The sequence below is a fragment of the Pseudomonas sp. 4CAES_32.4 genome, from assembly GCF_058136335.1.
In genome coordinates this window covers 4876782-4892138 of record NZ_CM176882.1, presented here as the reverse complement: position 1 = coordinate 4892138, position 15357 = coordinate 4876782, and the positions used below count along the sequence as shown (strand labels likewise).

The following is a 15357-nucleotide window of genomic DNA, read 5'->3' as shown; positions in this document are numbered from 1 at the left end:
TCAGGCGGCACCGGCCTTTTTCAATGCCAGATAGCGCGTCACCAGTTCTGCGCCCAGTTCCTCCGGGCGTGCCTCCGCCACAGGCACGCCATGGGCACTCAAACGCTCATGGAGTTCGGCGCGGTCATTCAAATAAGCGAGCGTGCCGCAATAGGTCAACGCCTCCGGCAAGGTCTGCACCGTTGCCTGTCGCTGTGCATCGAGCAGGTCTTCGCGAAGACTGACCAGTAGCACTCGGTGCTGCTGGCTCAGTCGCTTGACCGCGCTCAACAGCTCGTCATCGTCTTCATCGCGCAGATTGGTGATCAGCAGCACCAGCGCCCGGCGCTTCTGGCGGGCGAGCAGTTGGGTGACAGCACCCTGGTAATCGGCGCTGTGCTTGCTGCTGTCGAGGTCGTAGACGCTGTTGAGCAGCACGTTCAACTGTCCGCTGCCTTTGACCGGTGCGAGGTAGCGCGGCTGATCGCTGGCGAAGGTGCTGATGCCCACCGCATCGCCCTGGCGCAGGGCCACGTAACTCAGCAGCAAACAGGCATTGAGCGCGTGATCGAAGTGCGACAGCTCGCCGTCCTGGCTACGCATGCGCCGGCCACAATCAAGCATGAACAGAATCTGCTGGTCGCGATCATCCTGATACTCGCGGGCAATGGGCGTGCGCTGGCGGGCAGTGGCTTTCCAGTCGATCTGGCGCAGGCTGTCGCCTTCGCGAAATTCGCGCAGTTGATGAAACTCCAGCCCCTGACCGCGACGTTGGCGCTGACGCACACCGAGCTGGCTGAGCCAGTTGTCTACCGCAAGCAATTCGCCGCCATACACACGAGCAAAATCGGGATAGACCCGCGTGCTGTCCACGACATTGAGCAGGCGCTTGCCTGACCACAATCCCAGCGGGCTCGGCAGGTTGATTTCGCACTGTTCGAAGCTGAAATGACCGCGCCGTAATGGCCGCAGTCGATAGCCGATCTGGCTGATGTGTCCGGGTTGCAATTCGACGGTCAACGGCAGGTTTTCAAAACTCAGACCGTCCGGCACATGATCGAAAATCTGTACGTGCACCGGTTCGACAAAGCCGTGTTGAACGTCCAGCCGCACGTCGCCCCAACGTCCCAGCGGCAGACTGCCGGGCAGTTGTCGTTTGACCTCGGGCGAAGGCAGGCGCCTGAGGCGCAGGCCATCGATAATCGCCAGGGCGAGCAAGGCCAGCAGCAAGCCCCAGTTGATCGGCAGCAGACTGGCAGGCACGTCGATTCGCAGCGCCTGCAAGATGCCCAGCACCACGCTGACAGCGAGCAGAATCGCCAGCCAGATCAACAGCAAACGCGCAGGTTTCACAGGCGCGGCGCCGGCACTTGATCGAGCAATTGCTGGAGCACCTGATCGACTTGCAGGCCTTCGATATCCAGCTCTGGGGCAATGCGTACACGATGGCGCAGCACCGCGAGCGCGCAACCCTTGATGTCATCCGGAATCACGAATTCGCCACCGCGCAGCAAGGCGCGGGCGCGGGCGCAACGCACCAGTGCGATGGAAGCGCGAGGCCCGGCACCCAGCGTCAGCCCCGGCCACGTGCGAGTGCTGCGCGCCAGTCTGACGGCGTAGTCAAGCACCTGATCGTCCAGCGGCAAATCACTGGCGATGCGCTGCAGCGCCTGTACATCCTTGGCCTGCAAGAGCGTGCGCAAGGGTTGTACGTCGAGCATGTCAGCACGGGTCGAACGGCTGACCTGACGCACCATGTCCAGCTCCTGATCGGCCTCGGGATAATCCATGCGCACCTTGAGCATGAACCGGTCGAGCTCGGCTTCCGGTAATGGATAAGTGCCTTCCTGTTCGATCGGATTCTGCGTGGCCAACACCATGAACGGCTGTTGAATCGGCAGCGCGCGACCCTCGAGTGTGACCTGACGTTCCTGCATCGCTTCGAGCAGCGCGGCCTGGGTTTTCGCCGGCGCGCGGTTGATCTCGTCGGCCAGCAGCAGGTTGGTGAACAGCGGGCCTTTGCGCAGTTTGAACTGCTCAGTCTGCAGGTCGTACACGGCGTGGCCGGTGACGTCGCTGGGCATCAAATCCGGGGTGAATTGAATGCGCGCAAACTCGCCGCCGAAGCAACGAGCCAATGCCCGCACCAGCAAGGTCTTGCCCAACCCCGGCACGCCTTCGAGCAGAACGTGACCGCCAGCAATCAGCGCGGTCAACACGTCATCGATCACCGCGTCCTGGCCGATCAGCGCCTTGTGCAATTCGCTGCGCAGCGCTTGCGCCAACTGGCTGGCGCGCTGGCGTTGCTGGGCAGCATGACTGGCGCTGCCGGGCTCGATCTGTTCACTCATAACGCATTCCTCAAGGTTTGCAGGTGGGCAACCTGACGGGTGAATTCAGCGCTGGACAGACGCTGATTCGCTCGCGGGCTCAGGGCCTGGCTGATGGCGCGGGTGGGTTGCCGACTCAGGCGCGATAGCACCAGCCATTGTTCGGCAACGTTCAATTGGTCGAAACCGGGATGACGGCGGCGGGCGCGGCGCAACACGTCCTGTTGCAAGGCCTGCAACAGCGCGTGTTGACCATTGTGGCGCAGCAGGAAATCAGCGCTGGCCCGCAGGTGTTCCTGCAATTGCCGGCGGCCGCTGGGCGCCGGTGCCTGCAACGGCCCATGACGCACGGCGACTCGCCACAGCCACAGGCCGATCAGGGCGAACAGGGCAACGATGGCCTGGGGGAAGTAGCGCCAGAGCAACGTCCATAACCCGTCATGTTCGGTGTTGAAGATCAGGGTGATGTCAGTGTCTGCCGTCAAATACCAGAGCAGCCAGGCGTTGTCGTGTTGACCGATGTCGGGGGTTTTCCACAGCTCGGCATCGGTGACGACAGTGACCGTGCCGAGGCCGTAGGCCATTTGCATCATGTGCGTGGCCTTCGCGCTGTTGGCCCAGGCCTGAGCAAGATTTTTCGGGTCATCGAGATGAAAGTCGGTGTCGAAACCGGCATAGGCCGGTGCGTCTTCGTCTTCCAGATAGAGCTTGGTCAGATTCGGGTAGCGGTCTTTTTCCAGATCCTTTGGCGGGTCTTTCAGGTCATTACTCAGGGATTGATGCAATTGCACCCGGTCGAGCAACAGGTCATTGCTTTGTTGGGCCTTTTCATCCCACAGGGATTCGGCGACAAACACCAACCGCCCACCGGCGCGGGCCCAGTTCAGGACCTGATCGACCTGTCGTGGGGTCATCCGTGCGCGCTCGCCGAACAACAGCAAGGTGTGCCCGTGTGGATCTATATCCGCCAGCCCGGCCAGCGTCTCGGCATGATTGACGGTGAGGCCGCGTTCACGCAGGAACATTTCTGCGGCCAGATACGGGTTGGCCTGTGCAGCGGGAGACGGGCCGTGATCGACCACTTCCTGATACGGCGTGGCCTTGAGGTACAGATAAACGCTCAACGCGCCGAGCAAGGCGATCAGCAAGGCGCCGAGCAGCCATAGCGTGCGCCGGTTCAACGGGCGACGCCTCTGTCGAACAGCGCACGCCAGCCATCGCACAGTTCCTGTTGCAGATGCGCCGCCGGAATCCGGTGCCCGTAGGCCATGTTTTGCCAGTGAGTGGTCAAGTGGCGGCTGTAGGCGAGCAGTTGCGGACGCTGCAATTGTTCGATGCGGGTCAGCACCTGATTTTCGGTATCAGCGGGTTTGAGCGTCAGGTCGAACTCTTGCAGCAGATGGCTGAGCAGCCCTCGATAAAGCAGCCCCAGTGCGGCGCGGGGCTCTGACAGCCAGAGTTGTTCGGCGCTGCCGGCGATATCGTCGGGCAGGGTTTCGCGGCTCAGGTCCAGGCCAAAGGCTTGTTGCGGCAGCGGACGTTTGTTTGGCTTGGGTAATGTCGGCCGGCGACTGACGAAGGTTCGGAAGAACTCACGATAGCGCCAGATCAGCCAGCCGATCGCCGCAATCAGTGCGCCCCACAACAGCACCTCAATGACTTTGGCCAAGGCATTGAGGTGCTGACCATCGAGCCAGCCCAACAGGGTTTTCAACCACTGTGGGGCTTCGCTCGATGGCTTGTCCTTGGCCGGCGGCGTGGCCGGGTCGTCACCAAAGCGGTAACGCGTGACGGATTCCTTGTTCTTGAACGGTGCCTGTTCCAGCAGGCCCTTGATGCTGTTGCGCGAGGCCTGGCTGGTCAGCGGCTGATTCAACAGCCGAGGGGCGTTCGGTGCATCGGCGGCGGTGTCCGCTTCGGCAGCCCACACGGGTTGCAGGGTCGGCAACAACAGACACACTGCCAGCAACAAACCGATTACCCCGTTGTTCAGGCGTTGGCGCAGGCGTCGGAACACCAGTTCAATGTCCCAGGCTTCCAGTTGCGTGCGGCGATTCAGGTACAGGCTGAACCCGCAGGCGACATAGATCGGCTCCCACACCACCAGGATCAAGGCATAAAAAGCGTTGGTCAGATGTTCCAGCCAACGCCACTGATGCTCCGGGCCGAAGACCAGCGACTGCCAGTCCCAATCGGTCTCGATCTGTTGGGGCAGGAGCATGTAGAACAACACCATCAAGCCGATCCACAGCGCCGTTTCCAGGTGCACGCCGATGATGGTCAGCCATTGCGCGGCGCCGGCATTGCGTTGCAGCAACACTTGCAGGCGTTGTTGTCGAGCGCTGCCGTCAAGGCCTTCGAGTTGCATCACTGGCAACAGAAAGCTGCGACTCAAACTTAGGCGACGCCACGTCAGGCTGGCGAGCAATTGCGGTTTGAGCAGTCTGGGGAAATGCCGCAGAGCCTGTTTCAGTGTTGGCGTTTCACCGAACAGTGCCTTGGACAGAATGTACAGCGGCAGGCGTTCGTAGGCGGGTTTCAGCCACCAGAAAATGAATATTGCCAGCGACGGCGAATCCCACAACAGCAGGCTGAGCAAGGCGAACAGCGGCAGGGTGACGATGGCCCAACTGATCATCAGCAGACGCCGATGTTGCTGGCTCATCAGTACACCCAGGTCCATGGCTTCCCAGGTCGTGCGCGGGCGGATCACCACGGTGGCGTCACTCAGGCGCATGGCGGGTCCTTCCGGCGAACAGCAGATAAATGGCGACGATCAGCCACAGGGCGACGCCGACTGCGTATTTGATCTGCGGTGTGACGCTGGTTTTCGATGACCAGTAGGCTTCGATAAACGCGGCAATCAACAGGAACAACATCACCCCGCAGACCAACAGCACGCTTTTGCGTGCCGCCCCGCGCAATGATTCACCGCGAGTCAGGCGTCCCGGCGCAATCAATGCCCAGCCGAGTTTCAACCCCGCCGCGCCGGCCAGGGCAATTGCCGTCAGCTCGAAAGCCCCGTGACCGATGACGAACGACCAGAAGGTCTGGCCGAAACCGATTTCGCTCAGATACCCGGCCACCGCACCAATGACCATGCCGTTGTAGAACAGAAAGAACGCGCTGCCCACGCCCAGCAGCAAACCACTGGCAAAGGTCTGGAAGGCAATGCCGATGTTGTGCATCACGTAGTAGCCGAACATCACCCAGTCTTCACTGGCCGCACGTTCGACGGGTCTGCCAAGATGCCCGGCAACGGGGTCATACATGCCTTGCATCTCGCGTACCTGATCAGCGGGAATCAGGTTGAAGATCAGCTCGGGAAACAGATAGACCAGCACTCCGACGCCGATCAGGCTGCCGAAAAACAGCAGACCGGCGCTGAGTACAAACCTCCATTCGGCCCGCACCAGTCGCGGGAAGTCGGCCAGGATGAAGCCAAGGAAGTTGGCGGCGAGTCGACTGCGATGACGATAAAGCTGTTGATGGCCGCGCAAGACTTGCTGTTGCAGCGAGTCGATCAGAAAACTGCTGTAACCACGTTCCTGTGCCAGTGCCAGTTGCTGGCAAAGGCGCCGATAGGCCTTGGGGAAGCCGGAAACTTGTGAGGTGTCTTTGCCATGTTCGAGACGTTCCAGAGCCAGGCTGAAACGCTCCCATTCGGCCTTGTGGCGACTTTCGAAAAGACTCTGCTTCATGTCGGCCCCAGCAAGCCGCGGGCGATGCCGTTGAGTTCCGTGACCGCTTTGGGTGCGGCGATATGCAGCGGCTGGGCCAGCAGCGCTGCCAGCTCGTTGACCCGCTCCGCTGACAACTCGTTCTGGCGCTCGGCGAAACCGAGCACGGCGCGTTGTTCGCTGAGGGTGAGGGCAACCGGAGATCGACGGGATTCGGCATCAGGCAATTGCGGGCGCTGCAGAGGCTTTTCGCTGTAGACCACCAGGGTGCCGGCGGCGATGTCGCCGAGACGTTTAAAGGTCGGATGTTGCAGGCAACTGATGGCGCCGAAGAAATAGCCGAAGGGCAGCAGATCGACAAAGCGCAGCAGATTGCGCAGCAGTGAAGCGGACCAGCCGACCGGCGTGCCGTCATCGTGCACCACCCGCAGACCCATCCATTGTTTGCCCGGTGAGCGGCCCTGGCGCAGCACTTCGAACAGCACCATGTACCACCAGCTCACCGCAAACAGCAGCAGCGAGCCCAGCCCCATGCCGAGTTTGCCGAGGAAGGCGAGGGCAATGAACAGGGCGCCGAGAATCAGCCCGCGCAGGCCGAGATCGATGGTGAACGCCACGGCCCGGACCATCAACCCGGCCGGACGCAATGGCAGGTCGATGCCTTCCGGCGTTTCGACCTGATGCCGCGTGTCCAGCGGCGGGGCCAGCGGTGCTTTCCTTGGCAGTGCTGTCGGCTCGAGCATGGGCTTCCTGATGTTGGCCTGTTCGGGATGCAAGTGAGTCCGATGCTAGCAGCCTCTCGGGGGAAAACGACATAACTATGTATTGCACATCATGTGAGGCAAGCTGCTTGAATGACGCGAGGCTGGCCGCGACAGCGGTTGAGCGCCTAGACTTCGCCGATCTTCAGTTCAGGAACCGCCCGTGACTTCCATCTTCTGGTACGACTACGAGACCACCGGCATCATCCCCCGTAGCGACCGCCCCCTGCAGGTGGCCGGGATTCGCACCGACCACGCGCTCAACGAAATCGACGAGCCGGTCAATCTCTATTGCCAGCCCAGCGAAGACATCCTGCCGCACCCGGCCGCGTGCGCCATCACCGGTATCACCCCCGGCCAGCTCGCCGAAAAGGGCCTGAGCGAAGCCGATTTCATGACCCGGGTGCACGCGCAACTGGCCGCACCGGGCACCTGCGGCGCGGGTTACAACACCTTGCGTTTCGACGACGAGATGACCCGTTACAGCCTGTATCGCAATTTCTTCGATCCCTACGCGCGTGAGTGGCAGGGCGGCAACAGTCGCTGGGATTTGATCGATGTGGTGCGCGCCGCCTACGCGTTGCGCCCCGATGGCCTGGTCTGGCCGACCGATGACGAGGGCCGGGTAAGCCTCAAGCTCGAGCGCCTGACCGCGGCCAACAACATCGATCACGGGCACGCTCACGAAGCCTTGTCGGACGTGCGCGCCACCATCGCGCTGGCTAAATTGATTCGCGAGAAACAGCCGAAACTCTATGACTGGCTGTTTCAGTTGCGCAGCAAACAGAAAGTCATGGATCAGATCCGTCTGTTGCAGCCACTGGTGCACATCTCGGGGCGCTTTTCGGCGGCGCGCAGTTATGTCGGCGTCGTGCTGCCATTGGCCTGGCACCCAAAAAACCGCAATGCCCTGATCGTCTGCGATCTGCATCTGGACCCTCAGGGTTTGCTCGACCTTGATGCCCAGACCCTGCGTCAGCGTCTGTACACCCGCCGCGATGATTTGCTCGAAGGCGAATTGCCGGTGCCGCTCAAGCTGATTCATATCAACCGCTGTCCGGTCGTGGCGCCACTCTCGGTATTGCGTACGCAGGATCAGCAACGGCTGGGTCTGGACATGGCGCTGTATCAGCAGCGCGCGCTGCGACTAACTGACGCACAACAACTTTGGAAAGATAAAATAGCGGCCATTTATGCCAGCGAAGACTTCACCCCGAGCGAGGATCCGGAACAACAGTTGTACGACGGATTTATCGGTGATCGCGATCGGCGTCTATGCGAGCAAGTGAGAACGGCTGACCCTGCGCAATTAGCGCAAGAGCAATGGCCTTTCGATGATGAACGTTTACCCGAATTACTCTTTCGATATCGAGCGCGCAACTTTGCCGATACGTTGAATTCTGAAGAGCAAGAACGCTGGCGGATATTTTGTCAGCAGCGTTTGTCCGACCCACAATGGGGCGCACCGAATACCTTGAAATCATTTGCAGAGGCAGCGGAGCAATGGCTGATAAGTGCAACGCCGATGCAGAGAGAGGTGCTCAACGAATGGCAGAAATATGTCGAGGCATTACGCAAGCGTTTGAATCTTTGAAATCGAACATGGCCGGGGTTAATTTCCGCGCATAAAAAAACGCCAGCATTCGCTGGCGTTTCTTTTTTATCGCAGACCGGTCTGCGATGCGGTTGCGGCTTAACCCAGCAGGGTAGCCCAGCCTTCAACCACGTCACCGCCCCACTTGGCTTTCCACTCTTTCAGAGTTTTGTGGTTGCCACCTTTGGTTTCGATGACTTCGCCGTTGTGCGGGTTTTTGTATTGTTTAACTTTGCGAGCACGCTTGGTGCCGGTAGTTTTTACTGCGCCGCCACGTACTGCTTTGGTTTTTGCTTCCGGGTCCAGCAGCGCGATGATGTCACGCAGGGACTTGGAGTATTCGCCCATCAGGGTGCGCAGTTTGCCTTCGAATTCCAGCTCGGCTTGCAGTTTGTCGTCTTGCGACAGGTTCTTCAAACGGGCCTGCAGCTCTTTGATAGCTTCTTCGGTGGCGCGATATTCGTTGATCAAGGACATGATTACTACCTTATGTAGAATGCTGAATGGCAGGGGGACAGTGCCGCAATAATAGTCAGGCTGTTTCATCAAGTAAACATTTAACCGGGCTTTTTATTTAAATTAGTTACGAGAAACAGCCGCCCTTTGAATATTCAGTTAAATAGTGTGATCCAGTCATCACAGATATTCACAGTTGCCGGATCAAACAATGCCATTACAGCGCCATCATCCTGACGATTGCTTCCGTCAAAAAGCCGTAGGAAGGGCTTCTGCCGGCGTCAATGGTCATCAATACTGCAGTTTTCCTGCGCAGTCGCTAGAATGGCGGCCTTTGCGAAGTTCTGGAGTTTCCCCCTCATGCGCACCTATCGCCTGGTGATTTCTTGCCCGGACCGCGTTGGCATCGTTGCCAAAGTCAGTAACTTTCTGGCAGCCCACAATGGCTGGATCACCGAAGCGAGCCACCACTCGGATAATCAGGTCGGCTGGTTCTTCATGCGTCACGAAATTCGTGCCGATTCGTTGCCGTTTGGAATCGAAGTGTTGCGCGAGAAGTTCGCGCCAATCGCCGAAGAGTTCTCGATGGACTGGCGTATCACCGACACCGAGCAGAAAAAACGTGTGGTGTTGATGGCCAGCCGCGAATCGCATTGCCTCGCGGACTTGCTGCACCGCTGGCACAGCGATGAACTGGACTGCGAAATTTCCTGCGTGATTTCCAACCATGATGACCTGCGCAGCATGGTCGAGTGGCACGGCATTCCTTATTACCATGTCCCGGTCAATCCGCAGGACAAGCAACCGGCCTTCGACGAAGTGTCGCGTCTGGTCAAACAGCACGACGCCGAAGTGGTCGTGCTGGCGCGCTACATGCAGATCCTGCCGCCGGACATGTGCCGTGAATACGCGCACAAGGTGATCAACATCCACCACAGCTTCCTGCCATCGTTCGTCGGCGCCAAGCCGTACCACCAGGCTTCCCTGCGTGGCGTGAAACTGATCGGCGCGACCTGCCACTACGTGACCGAAGAGCTGGACGCCGGCCCGATCATCGAGCAGGACGTGGTGCGTGTCAGCCACAGCGACAGCATCGAAGACATGGTGCGTTTCGGCCGTGACGTCGAGAAGATGGTGTTGGCCCGTGGCCTGCGTTATCACCTCGAAGATCGCGTGCTGGTGCACGGCAACAAGACTGTAGTGTTCTGATCGGACTCACGCAGACTTGATAAACCAAGGGCTTGGGCGTTCAATCGCTCAAGCCCTTTGTTTTTTGATATCCGAGGACATGCTCATGAGTGATCCACTGGTCAAAGCCACTTCCAAAGCGCCCGCGACGTTGGGCGAGGGATGTCTGAGTCGTTATGACCCGGATGACCTGAGTCCTGAAGACGGCACCGAGTTTCCGGACGCCGCGCAATTGTGGGAACAACTCAAGGAACAACAGGACGAGACTAAGAAGTCTGTCTGACGTTCATCAACTTCTTCAACAACGGCCGCCCGAGCATCAGCAGAAACACCGGGCCACCGACTAACAGATAGAAGTAATACGTCACCACTCGCCAGATCAGGATCGCCGCCGCTGCGGTGGATTTACCCACCATCGGCGCCAGCAGTGCCGCCGAAGTCAATTCCGCCGCTCCGGCACCGCCCGGCAACAGACTGAACTGCCCGGCCCCCAGCGACAGCATCTGTACCAGGAAACTCCAGGCCCATTGCAAGTCTGCGCCAAGCCCGCGCAACGCCAGATACAACACGCTGTAGCGCAGCAACCAATGCACGCACGTCAGGGCAAAGACCTTGACCAGTGTTTGCCAAGGCAACTTCAAGGTGTCGGTAAATGCCGCGAGAAAGTGCAGCAACTTGCGCGCCCAGCGCCGTCGAGTAATGGCGCTGACGTTCATCCTGGCCAACAAGCGCCCGCTCAGGCGAATCAAGGCGCGGTGATAACGCGCCACCAATACGCAACTGAACAACCCGCCAAACAACGACACCGCACTGACCATCAGCAACCATTCCAGGCGATCGCTGAGGTGCTGAAACAGCGCGTAAATCAGAATCCCGCTCAGCGCACAAAGAAAGAACAGCAGATCGCTCAGTTGATCCATGGCGAACACTGCGCTGCCCCGCGCCGGGCGCACGCCGTTGCGGGCAAGCAGGGCCATGATCGTCAACGGCCCGCCACTGCCGCCGGGTGTGGCGCAGTAGGCGAATTCGGCGGCCATGACCACGCCGAGACTTTTCAGCGGCGTGACCCGGTCGCGCTGATCGCCGAGCAACAGACGCAAGCGCAGGGTGTTGATGCCCCAGCAGAGCACAATCATGCCGAACATGATCAGCAACCACTGCAGCGGAAAACTTTGCAGACGCGTCCAGGTGTCACCACCGCCGAGCACGACCGGGATCAGCACGGCCGCGAGCAGGCCGATCAGCAACAAAATACTGCGGCTCATGCGGCGCGTTCCAGTTGACCGCGCTGTCGGGCGAGCCAGTTGATTTTGGTCATCGGTTCGCGTCCTTCGGCGAGCAAACGTTCAAGGGTGTGTAGCCAGTAATCACGGGAAAAACCGTGGCGCATGTCCACGGGGTGCAAGCCTAGCCGAATCACCGGCGCCTGACGCCAGCGCTGCTCACGCTGCTCGCTGACCAGTTTCGACAAACCCCGACGCCAGGCGCTGCGGGCGCTCCAGACCAGCCCCGGCGCATCGATGGCGGTAAAATCCGGTAAACGATACAGATGCTGCGGATCACTGGTGTAGCTCAGCGGCAATTCGCGCAGAGCCTGACGGGTGCCATCGCTCATCAACCACGCCGGGGCGACAAAACCGTGCAGCGGCCACTCATGGCGCTGGAACACGTCGATGCCGGCGCGCAAACGGGCGAGGGCGGCTTCACGGGACAAACCATAGAACTCGCCTTCATGGGTGTAAACGCGGCGCATAAACCAATCGCGCGGCGTGGATGGGGCGGGCTCCTGGTCGTCGTGGAAATACCCGTGCAACGCCAACTCATCGCCACGGGCGACGCGCTCATCGAGCATTCGACAGAACGCCGGATGACCGTCGAGCGCATCACGGCGGTGAAAATCCGGCACCACCAGCCAAGTCATCGGCACCTTGCCCAATGCATCGGCCGCCTCGACGAAGGGCTGATAATCCGCCCACGTCGACGGCGCCACGTCATGCAGCACCAGCAATACGGCGGGCGCACGCGATGACTCAAGCATTGGCCACCCGTGGCAAGGTGTGGCCGAGGACGGCGTGATAATGACTGAGCAGGCTGTCGACCACGGTGTCCCAAGCGTAATGGCGCTCGACGTGCTGCCGTGCTTGTTGACCGAGTTTCGCGCAGCCGCGGCTGTACAACTCGCGCACGGCATTGGCCATCGCCTGCGGATTGTTTGGCGCGCACAGCAGACCGCAGGATTCGTCGACAATCTCTTCGAACGCGCCGGCAGCGACGGCAACCACCGGAATGCCGCACGCCATGGCTTCGAGGATCACCAGACCAAAGGTTTCCTGATCACCGGCATGCAGCAGCGCATCGGCACTGGCCATCAATCGCGCAACCTTCGGCGCCGGGCAGAATTCGTCGATCACCGTCACGTTGTCCGGCACCAGCGCCGGCATCGATGAACCGACCAGCAGCAGGTGATAGCGCGGGCCGAGGCGCTGCATGCACTTGAGCAGCACCGGCAGGTTTTTCTCCTTCGAACCACGCCCGGCGAAAATCAGCAGGCGCGTGTCTTCGGCCAGACCCAGTTCTGCGCGCAGACTCGGGTCACGAGCCTCGGGGTGGAAGGTTTGCAGATCCACACCCAGTGGTTGCACGTAAACATTGCGCACGCCCAAGCCAATCAGTTTGTCAGCCATGACCTGGCTTGGCGCGAGCACGCGGTCGAAGTTGCCGTAAAGCCTGGTGACATAAGCCTCGACATTCGGCGTGACCCAATGGCCCATGCGATTGCTGACCAGCAACGGCAGGTCCGAGTGGTAGAAGCCGATGACCGGCACGTCCAGCGTCCGCCGAGCGTCCAGCGCCGCCCAAGCGGTGAGGTAGGGATCGCCGACCTCGATCAGATCCGGCTGCAAATCCTCCAGGACATTTCGCCAGGGAGCCAGACGCAGCGGAAAACGGTAACCCTTGCCGAAGGGCAGGGCCGGGGCAGGCACCGTGTAGAGGCCGTCGTGTTCGCCGAAGTCGGCGCCGGGGATCAGCAGGCTGTGGCGAATACCGGGTCTGACGCCCAACCGGCGGTGCTTGGCATCCAGATAAGTGCGCACGCCACCGCTGGCCGGGGCGTAGAACATGGTGATGTCGGCGATGTGCACGGTGATCAACCCTCCGCTGCTGTGTTCTCCCTTGGTTGACCTTTATCCAGAATGGATGTTCGGTCGGGATTGCGCGGTGGGGTGTCAGTGAGGGTTTTCGTGGTTTTTATAGTCCGCTATCGCTAGCAGGGCTAGCTCCCACAGGGGATTTGCATAGGACACAGATCCAATGTGGGAGCCAGCCCTGCTGGCGATAGATCAGACACTAGATGCGGAAACTGCCCACCAGTTGCTTCAGACGCGAAGCCTGCTGCTCCAGATCCGAGCAAGCCCGCAATGTCGCCTGCAGGTTTTCCACGCCTTCCTGGTTCAGCGTGTTGATCTCGGTGATGTCGACGTTGATCGACTCGACCACAGCGGTCTGCTCCTCGGTCGCGGTGGCCACCGACTGGTTCATCCCATCGATTTCGCCGATGCGCTGGGTCACGCTGTTCAAGCGCTCACCGGCGAGATTGGCGATTTCGACGCTGTCCTGACTGTGACGCTGGCTGTCGCTCATGGTGCTCACCGACTCCCGGGCGCCGACTTGCAGCTCCTCGATCATGGTCTGCACCTGTTGCGCCGATTCTTGCGTGCGGTGCGCCAGATTGCGCACTTCGTCCGCCACCACGGCAAAACCACGGCCAGCTTCACCGGCGCGCGCCGCTTCGATCGCGGCGTTGAGCGCCAACAGGTTGGTCTGCTGGGAAATGCTGGTGATCACTTCGAGAATCTGGCCGATGTTCACGGTTTTGCTGTTCAGCGATTCGATATTGCTGCTCGAGGCGCTGAGCATGCTCGACAGTTGATTCATCGCCTTGATGCTGCGATCGACCACTTGCTGGCCGTCTTCGGCGAGGCCGCGCGCGTCACTGGCCTGATTCGATGCTTGCGCGGCGTTGCGGGCGATTTCCTGTGCGGCGGCGCCGAGCTGGTTGATCGCCGCAGCGACGCTGCTGGTGCGCGAGGCTTGCTGATCGGAGTTGTACATCGACGAGTTCGACGCAGCGACCACGCGCAGCGCCACTTCATTGACCTGGCCGGTGGCCGACGAGACTTCACGGATCGAACCGTGAATACGTTCGACGAAGCGGTTGAACGCGGTGCCCAGCACGCCGAACTCATCGTTGTTGACGATGGTCAGGCGTTTGGTCAGGTCACCTTCGCCGTCGGCAATGTCTTCCATGGCGCGGGTCATGACGTGCAACGGTTGGATCAGCAGGCGTATCAGCATGCCGAGCAGGGCAATGATGATCGCTACGGCAATCACTGTGGCAATCACCGCTGAGGTGCGGAATTCGCTGAGCATCGCGAACGCCTGATCCTTGTCCACCGACAAACCGATGTACCAGTTCACTGACGGCAGGCCTTTGATCGGCGCGAAGGTCACAATGCGGGTCTTGCCATCGACGGTGACTTCGCTGAAATCGCCGCTGATGCGTGGGGTGTCCTGTGGATAAGCCTCTTTGAGCGACTTCATCAACAGCGCTTTGTCCGGGTGCACGAGGATCTTGCCGTCGGCGCTGACCAGGAACACATAACCCATGCCGTCGAAATCCCGCGCAGCAAGGGTGTCGACCAGCGATTGCAGGCTCAGGTCGCCGCCAACCACACCGACGCTCTGGCCGGCCTTTTTCGAGGCTGTGGCAATCGAGATGATCAACTGACCGGTGGCCGCGTCGATGTAGGGTTCGGTCAGGGTCGACGCGCTGCTGCCTTCGGCACCTTTATACCAAGGGCGCACGCGCGGATCGAAACCGTCCGGCATCTTGGTGTCCGGGCGGATGGTGAAATGGCCGGTGGCATCGCCCAGATAGGTGGCCATAAACGTCGAGGTCAGGGCCTTCTGTTCCAGCAGGCTGGCGACGGTGGTTGGCTCCGGATTGATGGCGATGTTCTGGGCGGCGTTTTCGATCAGCAGGATGCGACCGGTGAGCCAGGTCTGGATATTGCCGGCAGTGACCTCACCCATCTCGTTGAGATAGTTGTTCAGGTCATCGCGGATCGCGTTGCGCTGCAACCAGTCGTTGTACAGCGTAAACGAGGCGAAAGCGGCGATGACGATGAGAGCGGCGGCAAGCAAGATTTTATGGCTGAAGCGCAGATTTTTGTTCATGGCTTGGGGTTCCGCTAAGGTCTTAATGTCCAGGGCGTGCTTTTATAGAAGCGCGCAAAATGGGCAACGGTGAAAGTAAGCTGATATTTCCGTCTCTCCTTAGGGAAATGTCCGTCCTGACTTTTGGTCGG

General features: G+C 60.1%; 14 protein-coding genes and 1 pseudogene. 3 read left to right on the top strand and 12 right to left on the bottom strand.

Going from position 1 to position 15357, the window contains the following annotated elements; translation table 11 throughout:
- Genes AC3Y64_RS22010 through AC3Y64_RS21985 form a run of 6 tightly spaced genes read right to left on the bottom strand, consistent with a single transcriptional unit; the run spans position 1 to position 6732 of the window.
- Positions 1-1332 carry a DUF58 domain-containing protein gene (locus tag AC3Y64_RS22010; RefSeq protein WP_489985238.1) on the bottom strand — a complete coding sequence of 444 codons (1332 nt, stop codon included), beginning with the start codon at positions 1330-1332 and terminating at the stop codon, positions 1-3.
- Entirely contained in the window at positions 1329-2330 is a 1002-nt protein-coding gene (locus tag AC3Y64_RS22005) for an AAA family ATPase (protein WP_489985237.1), read from the bottom strand. Before AC3Y64_RS22005 ends, AC3Y64_RS22010 begins: the two co-directional genes overlap by 4 nt.
- Entirely contained in the window at positions 2327-3490 is a 1164-nt protein-coding gene (locus AC3Y64_RS22000; RefSeq protein ID WP_489985236.1) for a DUF4350 domain-containing protein, read from the bottom strand. The genes AC3Y64_RS22005 and AC3Y64_RS22000 overlap by 4 nt, the downstream gene beginning before the upstream one ends.
- The gene (locus AC3Y64_RS21995) at positions 3487-5046 is read right to left on the bottom strand and encodes a DUF4129 domain-containing protein (protein ID WP_489985235.1); all 1560 of its coding nucleotides are present in this window, start codon (positions 5044-5046) and stop codon (positions 3487-3489) included. The genes AC3Y64_RS22000 and AC3Y64_RS21995 overlap by 4 nt, the downstream gene beginning before the upstream one ends.
- The gene (locus AC3Y64_RS21990; RefSeq protein WP_489985234.1) at positions 5033-6010 is read right to left on the bottom strand and encodes a stage II sporulation protein M; all 978 of its coding nucleotides are present in this window, start codon (positions 6008-6010) and stop codon (positions 5033-5035) included. Before AC3Y64_RS21990 ends, AC3Y64_RS21995 begins: the two co-directional genes overlap by 14 nt.
- On the bottom strand, positions 6007-6732 hold the full coding sequence (locus AC3Y64_RS21985; protein WP_489985233.1) for an RDD family protein: 726 nt from the start codon (positions 6730-6732) through the stop codon (positions 6007-6009). The genes AC3Y64_RS21990 and AC3Y64_RS21985 overlap by 4 nt, the downstream gene beginning before the upstream one ends.
- A 181-nt stretch (positions 6733-6913) precedes the next feature.
- On the opposite strand from AC3Y64_RS21985, the gene sbcB reads away from it, so the two are divergent.
- Positions 6914-8344 (top strand): exodeoxyribonuclease I, encoded by a 1431-nt coding sequence (gene sbcB, locus AC3Y64_RS21980; RefSeq protein WP_489985232.1) that lies wholly within the window; start codon positions 6914-6916, stop codon positions 8342-8344.
- Positions 8345-8443: 99 nt separating this feature from the next.
- Here the strand turns inward: sbcB and mvaT are convergent, their stop codons facing one another.
- On the bottom strand, positions 8444-8821 hold the full coding sequence (gene mvaT / locus AC3Y64_RS21975) for a histone-like nucleoid-structuring protein MvaT (protein ID WP_007912775.1): 378 nt from the start codon (positions 8819-8821) through the stop codon (positions 8444-8446).
- A gap of 339 nt (positions 8822-9160) precedes the next feature.
- On the opposite strand from mvaT, the gene purU reads away from it, so the two are divergent.
- Together purU and AC3Y64_RS21965 are read left to right on the top strand one after the other, a co-directional pair.
- Positions 9161-10009 (top strand): formyltetrahydrofolate deformylase, encoded by an 849-nt coding sequence (purU, locus tag AC3Y64_RS21970; RefSeq protein ID WP_158960421.1) that lies wholly within the window; start codon positions 9161-9163, stop codon positions 10007-10009.
- Positions 10010-10094: 85 nt separating this feature from the next.
- The gene (locus AC3Y64_RS21965; RefSeq protein WP_489985231.1) at positions 10095-10271 is read left to right on the top strand and encodes a hypothetical protein; all 177 of its coding nucleotides are present in this window, start codon (positions 10095-10097) and stop codon (positions 10269-10271) included.
- Here AC3Y64_RS21965 and gpgF read toward each other — a convergent pair.
- The 5 genes and pseudogenes from gpgF to AC3Y64_RS21940 form a co-directional block, all read right to left on the bottom strand.
- A complete protein-coding gene (gpgF, locus tag AC3Y64_RS21960; protein ID WP_489985230.1) occupies positions 10255-11253 on the bottom strand; it encodes a glucosaminyl phosphatidylglycerol flippase in 999 nt (332 codons plus the stop codon). The genes AC3Y64_RS21965 and gpgF overlap by 17 nt on opposite strands.
- Entirely contained in the window at positions 11250-12026 is a 777-nt protein-coding gene (gpgD, locus tag AC3Y64_RS21955; RefSeq protein ID WP_489985229.1) for an N-acetylglucosaminyl phosphatidylglycerol deacetylase, read from the bottom strand. Before gpgD ends, gpgF begins: the two co-directional genes overlap by 4 nt.
- A complete protein-coding gene (gpgS, locus tag AC3Y64_RS21950; protein ID WP_489985228.1) occupies positions 12019-13131 on the bottom strand; it encodes an N-acetylglucosaminyl phosphatidylglycerol synthase in 1113 nt (370 codons plus the stop codon). The genes gpgD and gpgS overlap by 8 nt, the downstream gene beginning before the upstream one ends.
- A 205-nt stretch (positions 13132-13336) precedes the next feature.
- Positions 13337-14101, bottom strand: coding sequence for a methyl-accepting chemotaxis protein (locus AC3Y64_RS21945; protein WP_371043227.1), 765 nt, complete (start codon positions 14099-14101; stop codon positions 13337-13339).
- A gap of 93 nt (positions 14102-14194) precedes the next feature.
- Positions 14195-15226 (bottom strand): annotated as a pseudogene (locus AC3Y64_RS21940) (HAMP domain-containing protein); the annotation flags it as partial.
- Between the last annotated feature and the right edge of the window lie 131 nt (positions 15227-15357).